The sequence below is a fragment of the Paenibacillus sp. J22FR83 genome (assembly GCF_059691955.1).
The window spans coordinates 33478-40291 of record NZ_JCAUAM010000034.1; the positions used below are offsets into that span (position 1 = coordinate 33478).

Annotated in this window: 6 protein-coding genes; 2 read left to right on the forward strand and 4 right to left on the reverse strand. The window is 42.4% G+C overall.

The window, feature by feature from the left end:
- Window positions 1-52: 52 nt before the first annotated feature.
- The 4 genes from AC58PV_RS34320 to AC58PV_RS34335 form a co-directional block, all read right to left on the reverse strand.
- Window positions 53-1237: an MFS transporter gene (locus tag AC58PV_RS34320; RefSeq protein WP_497437511.1), complete on the reverse strand. Its 1185-nt coding sequence runs from the start codon at window positions 1235-1237 to the stop codon at window positions 53-55.
- Entirely contained in the window at window positions 1234-2058 is an 825-nt protein-coding gene (locus tag AC58PV_RS34325; RefSeq protein WP_497437512.1) for an HAD family hydrolase, read from the reverse strand. The genes AC58PV_RS34320 and AC58PV_RS34325 overlap by 4 nt, the downstream gene beginning before the upstream one ends.
- Window positions 2051-2827, reverse strand: a complete 777-nt coding sequence (locus AC58PV_RS34330; protein WP_497437514.1) for a DeoR/GlpR family DNA-binding transcription regulator — start codon at window positions 2825-2827, stop codon at window positions 2051-2053. Before AC58PV_RS34330 ends, AC58PV_RS34325 begins: the two co-directional genes overlap by 8 nt.
- A 151-nt stretch (window positions 2828-2978) precedes the next feature.
- Window positions 2979-4634 carry an FAD-dependent oxidoreductase gene (locus AC58PV_RS34335; RefSeq protein ID WP_497437515.1) on the reverse strand — a complete coding sequence of 552 codons (1656 nt, stop codon included), beginning with the start codon at window positions 4632-4634 and terminating at the stop codon, window positions 2979-2981.
- Between the two features lie 218 nt (window positions 4635-4852).
- On the opposite strand from AC58PV_RS34335, the gene AC58PV_RS34340 reads away from it, so the two are divergent.
- On the forward strand, window positions 4853-6082 hold the full coding sequence (locus tag AC58PV_RS34340) for an S-layer homology domain-containing protein (RefSeq protein WP_497437516.1): 1230 nt from the start codon (window positions 4853-4855) through the stop codon (window positions 6080-6082).
- Between the two features lie 159 nt (window positions 6083-6241).
- On the forward strand, window positions 6242-6520 hold the full coding sequence (locus AC58PV_RS34345) for a hypothetical protein (protein WP_497437518.1): 279 nt from the start codon (window positions 6242-6244) through the stop codon (window positions 6518-6520).
- Window positions 6521-6814 lie beyond the last annotated feature (294 nt).

Consider the following 6814-nt stretch of genomic DNA (forward strand, 5'->3'; position numbering starts at 1 on the left):
TCCACACACACACACAATTCAACTCTACTCACGCAACAGCTCGCACCACACACTATCCAACTTTTGCCCCCAACAGAGGAGCCCGCCATCTGCGTGTATACAGAATGATACCAAAAACCACACACATACTTATCAACACAAACCAGATCGAGACACCTACATGGATGTGATCCATGCCCCAACCGACACCAAGCGGCAAGATGGCTCCGCCTAGTCCGCCAGAGGCAATAAGAGCGCTCGTCGTTTGTTCCGTTCGTCCAGGCAATAGTTGGTTTGCATAAATAAGCGCCACCGCAAACATACCTGACATGAATAGACCAAGCAAAAGGATCACAGCAAAGCTGCTCCAAAGATTCGTGCTGAACACCCATGCAATTACTGTGATCAAGCTCAAAGCGAATGAGACAGCTAAATATTTGAAATAAGTCATCTTTTCTGCTAATGCGCCTGCGAATAACCGACCAACAACCATGGTTAACCAATAAGCAGTCACACCGAGTGTAGAGACGGAACTTGAAGCCTGTAACTGGTCCTTAAAGATCGAAGGTAAGAAATTAACGATTGTATTTTCCATACCACAATATAAGAAGAAGACGGTCATAAGTAGGCTTAGAAAAATAAACGATTTTTTAGAGAGCACAGGAACTTGATCCACTTTCTGCGAACGATTCGCTTTATGTGCGAGTAGTTCATCGTGTTCACCTAAAGAAAGTTTCGACCATATGATGCCCGTTGCAAGAGCGCTTAGTCCGAGCAGCATAAAGGCAAGTTTCCATAGCCCATTGGCGATGAGTAGACTGGAGACAAGGGGCATGAATAATGCACCAAGTCCAAAGAAAACTTCAAGCTTGCTAAAGGCAACTGCTTGCTGATCTTTGGCAGCCATGAGGACGAAAGTGCTGATACTGGACTCTACGAGTCCGAAGGAGATACCTGCAAGGAAAGTCAACCCGATAACCATCGGCCAGGGTGGCAATAAGCCTATAGCAAGCATAGCCACAAACAAGAAGCAAAAAGCCATGGTAATCGTACTTCGACGAGAGATGCGACGAATGAGGGTAGGCATTGCAAGCACACCTAACATGAACCCTCCGAACTGCAAGAAGACCAGCAATCCGCCGCCGCTGTAGCTTCGACCATAATGGGCTAGTAGTTCAGGCAACACGGCACCGAAAATAACGTGCGTACAGCCTGTTAATAAGTAGGAGAGACAGCCCATAATTAATAATCTTTTCATAACGCGGAGCTTCCTTTACGTTCAGTCATCAACTCGTCATTATAGGCCAATACATGTGAAATGGCTTCAGAAACAGAATTCACAGTTTTCGAAGCGTGTTTCTTCACATCTGAATGCGCAGTGTGCATGGCAAAACTATGCGGAGTAATCCCGAACATTGATACATCATTAAAGGAATCTCCGAAACAAGCGATCTCCTCGGGCTTTAATCCCAAATGTGCCGCAAGAATTAGCAGGGAACTGCCCTTGGATACTTGGTGTGGCATGATATCAAGACAATCGTGATCGGCCAAATAAATATCCAAGAGATCAGGGAGCTCTTTTTCAAGCAGCGTTTTAATCTCCAGTAAATGGTCTACACGTCCGAAAAGTGAATATTTACATATCGGAAATGCATCCTTTAAGGATTGCTCGATTTCGCTTTGGACTATGAAGGGTTCGAACATTCTAGCTTGAATCGCATCGGAGGCAGGGCTCAACTTCTCAATATAATTGGCATTCCCGGAGCAAATTAGTTTAACCACATCGTAAGCTTCAATGAGCCGATAAACCTGATGTGCGATGGAAGGCTCGAATAGCTTCGCTTGAAGAAGTGTGCCATCCATTAAATGGATGAAGGCGCCATTTTGGGAAACGGAATAGGCTTGGTGTTGAATGTCCGCTAGTACTTTCTGCATCTCCAAATTCATTCTCCCAGAGGCTAGACAAAGTGTGATTCCCTTATCTTTCACTAGTTGTAGAGCCTCAAGTTCCCGTTCAGAGACTTTCTTATGATGGTCAAGCAGCGTGCCGTCTAGATCGCTAACGATTAGTTTAATCATGTTGTTCTTCTCCTCCTGCTAGTACAATTTCAACCTCATTGGTCAATAAACGCTCTTTCATTTCCTCGCTCAATGCTTGATCCGTTATCAGAATATCTATACTTTCAAATCCCACGACATGATGGAACAGTCGCTTGCCGAATTTCGAATGATCAGCGAGAACGATCACTTGATCAGCATGTTCCATCATCGCTCTTACCAAATAACAATCTTCTTCATTGGGGGCAGACAGCCCATTTTCAGAAATACCGCACGTGCCTATGAAAAGTTTATCAACGTGATACTCGTTCAACATTTCAATCGCCTTAGCCCCGTAGACACTATGGTGTTTATTATCTAGCACCCCGCCAAGCATATGAATCGTAATGCCATCCTTGCGGGTGAGAATTGCGGCAGTTTCAATCGAACTCGTGATGACAATGTTGTTTTTGGTCGTAAGGGCAGTAGCTGCATGCAAAACTGTAGTTGAAGCATCCATCATCAGATAATCGCCATCTTGAACGAGTGCAGCTGCTCGCTTGCCTATCGTTAGCTTAGATGAGGATTCTTCTTGAAGACGTTGATCATAATTGCCGACGTCTTTAGAAAGCGTAGGGAGAATGGCTCCGCCTCTCGTACGAACGATTGAGCCTTGTTCCTCTAATTTGACCATATCTCGCCTAGCCGTATCGCGCGAAACTTCATAGAGCTCACAGATCAGATCTACGGATATTCGCTTATTTGATTTTAAGTATTCAAGGATGGAAAGAAGACGTTCTTCCTGAAACAAGATTAATTACCTCCTTTACTTAAGTGTTAGTAAGCATTTATAAGTATAATACTTATTGTATACGTAAGTTGGTTTGCTTTCAATCCCTTTCTGAAAAGAAAAAAACCGTGCCTCACTCGTTACTTGAACGAGGGCACGGTTAGAGGATTTCTCATTTAACGGCTGGTTTTTTACGTGTTTGCACATAGCTCGGATACGTGATCTCGCCAGTATCCAGTTTGCGAATTTCTTCTTCATTCCAACCTGTAATCTTGTTGGTTCCTGTTACGCCAGTCAACTTGATTTGATAACGAGTAGCCAAGTATGTTTGGAGCTTCAACATGTCTTCGGGTTTAATTTCCCGAAGTTTCTGCTTGCCATGAAGCTGGCCTAAGATAACTCCAATGGATTCTGCGGCCAAACTCGTATTTGGCTGGATACGTGTGCTTCCATATGCGATTGCGGAAGAACCTACATTTTTGCCTGCTGCGATGACATTTTCATAATTTTTAAGTAAAAAGCTGCGCAGCGGCATGCCGTATTTATCAGGGCGTCCCATCTCAATCCCCCATTTGTTGGCACTCGTACCTTGGAGATCAAGTGGATAACCGCCAATACTTACATTGTCCCAGAACATCGTACCCCCAAGGAGATCAGATGGTTTGAGGGTGTAATCCATTTCGTAGTGATTATATTCTCTAATGTACGGGTAAGTTGGCAGTTCGCCAAGTTCAGCTTTCTCCCAGCCTGGTAATGTTTTACGGAAATGCTGTAAGATCAGGGCTGTTTCCTTATTTCCTAAATAGACCGCTTCTTGTACAGACGCTGGCTTGGCAGGATCCACGGTATAGACGAGCAACGCATTAATGAGGACTTCGCCATCCCGTTGATTCACGGCATTCAACCCTCTTAGGAAAACACGATCATTAGAAGGATGATACGCCTTGGTCATTCCGCTTAATCCAATTGCGAAACTATCACTGACATTGCCGCCACCGAATTGCTTCGATCTATCCTCAGGTTTCAATGCGTTGAAGGTTGTATTGAATTTCTTCCAATCCACATGTTTGAATTTCATCATCATGCCTGCGCTCATGTACTCAATATCTTTTTGGCCATAGAATTTCTCAAGACCTGGTAGACGTTTGGTTTCTAAGCGGCTCATTAATGCGGCAAAATCACTATTGTCGACCCAATAGGAAGCTGTGATTTTCTTTACTTCATTTTGGTTCGTTTTATATAGGATGGATGGAATTTTGTGCATATGGTCAGGGGTTTGGATTTGTTCAACCTCTTGAATCGTAATCCCGGACTCGATGGGGATATCTTTACTCAACTTGTCCATATAAGTCGTGAATTCAGAAAGCTTTCGAATCTTCGCATTGCGAAATCCATCGAATAATTCCTTAGCGCGGCCCTGTACAAGCAAATGTCCTTGTTCATCTCGTGTTTCATCTAGAAAAAGCATTTGACTTTGGAGGATCTGACCACCAAAAGCTTGATGCGGATCTAATATTTTCACTTTGAGGCCTTCATCCATCGCGGCTCGGGCCAAATAGAGACCTTCAAGCTCACTTCCAATGACAACAACATCGACGTTATCAGTTGGATATGTGGAGGCGCTCTCTTGCTTCGTATCTTGGTTAGGCGTGGATGCCGGTACTTCGCTCACTTGCGGAGGTGCAGGATGTGTAACAACTGGAGCTATGGCAGTCATATTCATGCTGCCTTGATTGAACCAAATCTTGCCGAGTGAGAAGGCTGCTACAAGAATTAGAAGTACAGCCAGAGCAATAACGAGCAAGACTCGCGGATTTCGTAAGCGCATACATAAGCTCCTTTAGCGTTAAACTATATGGTCTTCATTTTAGCAGTTTCAGGGTGGATTTAATAGACTTTGAGAATTGATTTTAAAAGATTTACAAGCTCCACCCCCAAAAAATGATAAGCCTTGGCGAATCCTTGTAGCATAACCAGGAACCCTTCGCGAAGGCTCCATCTTATGTATACAAACACATAAAATTGAGTTAAGGGAGAGATTTTACAATGAAAAAAAACCTAATGAAAAAATTCGTAGCCACAGGTCTTGTTCTAACAATGGTAGCAGGTGGCGGTACTGCCGCATTTGCAAATGGAAATAAAAACGATGATCGTGGCAGAGGTAATGACAACAACAAGAATAATAGTTACACGCAAAAATATGATAACAATAAATTTGATTCCAAAGGCAATTCAAACATTACTATAAATATTAATTTCAACGATATGAAAAATGCGCAGTGGGCTATGCGTTACATTGCAAGTCTAGCATCGAAGCGCGTTTTTGAAGGATATGAAGATGGAAGCTTCAAACCTGAGAAAACAGTAACTCGTATTGAAGCGATTACAGCTGCAGTTCGTTTGATGGGCTTGCGTGAACAAGCGGAGTCTGATGCTGAAAAACAAACGAAATTGAATTTTAAAGATGCCGACAAAGTCCCTGCATGGGCAGTAGGTTATGTTGCGGTAGCTCTTGAGAACGACCTGTTCACAGAGAGTGACGACAGTGTTAAGCCTAATGAAGAAGCAAACCGTCTATGGGCGACTACACTTCTTGTGAAAGCACTTAAATTAGAAGCGGAAGCAAAAGCAAACATGACGAGCACACTACAGTTTAAGGATGCTAAGCAAATTCCAGCTGGATCCGTTGGTTATGTGAAAGTCGCGGTTGATAAAGGTTTAATCGATGGTTTTGAAGACAATACGTTCAAACCAAATCAAAGCGTAACACGTGCTCAATTGGCGGCTCTTCTAGATCGTACTAACGAACAATTACCAGGCGAAGATCAAAACTCGAATTCTGGAACTGTAAACTCAGTTGTGTACAACAATGTTCTTTCCCTAACTAAAAATGGGACAACGACTGTATATAACTTGCACCCGGATGTTTTCGTTTTGCGTAACGGTGTAAAAGTTGCTCCGACTGAAATTGCTGTTGGTGATACAGTTAAAGTACGTACATTCAACAACACGGTTGTCTTCGTAGAAGTAACAGGAAATGCACCTGTAAACAATTCTTTCGACATCTTGGGTACATTGTCTTCAACAACAATTAATGCTCAAGGTAAAATTGCAACAATCACAATCACGCAAAATATCAATGGTGTAGATCAATCGACTACATATAATGTATCTTCCAATTTCGCATTGACAGGCAACCTAGCTAACTTCTCTGCAGGACATGTGATTCAGCTTAAAGGCCAAAATCAATCCGTTACTACAATTGACGTTAAATAAAGTTAATAAGTTGCATTCCTACTATAAATATATAGAAAAAGGTTAGATTCACACAACAAGCTCCCTGCATAATTCGCACGGGGCTTGTTGCCCGTTAAATTGTATAAATTGGTAAAGGTATTGGGAAACTATGCTATATCAAGAGAGGAGATGGATAGGATGGAAGAAAGTTTAATGGATACGTTCAAAAGATATTATGCGGATTATCGAGGTGCAGAAGGTGTTGATCAAAGCTTTACAGATGCGTATCAGGCAATAGCATTTCATGTCATTAATCAGACAGAGCATTATGTGCAACAAGGCAACCTTCATGAAATTCAGAATCTAATTCGAGAGTTCAAAGAAATTGGACTTTCCACTTCTCCGAGCAACGATTCATTAAAGGAACAGTTTGAGCAAGAGCTTGTCGTGCAAGAATTAAATCGATATTCTTTTTGAAAAGTGTTGCATAATCCCAATGCCCGTGGTATATTACTGGTCCGGCCAAAACGGGCAGCAAATTTCGACGAAATATGTAGAAAAAAAGCTTGCATTCGGTTGGGTGAATATGCTATATTATAATTCCTGTTCACGACAGCGGAATGGGAAAAGAAAGAAATTGATCTTTGAAAACTGAACAATGAGTGAGTAAGCACAGTCGAGTAATCGACTATAAATGAGATTGCAAAATCTCGCTAGCTTCAAATGAGTACAATTAAGCTTTTCTATTATGGAGAGTTTGATCCTGGCTCA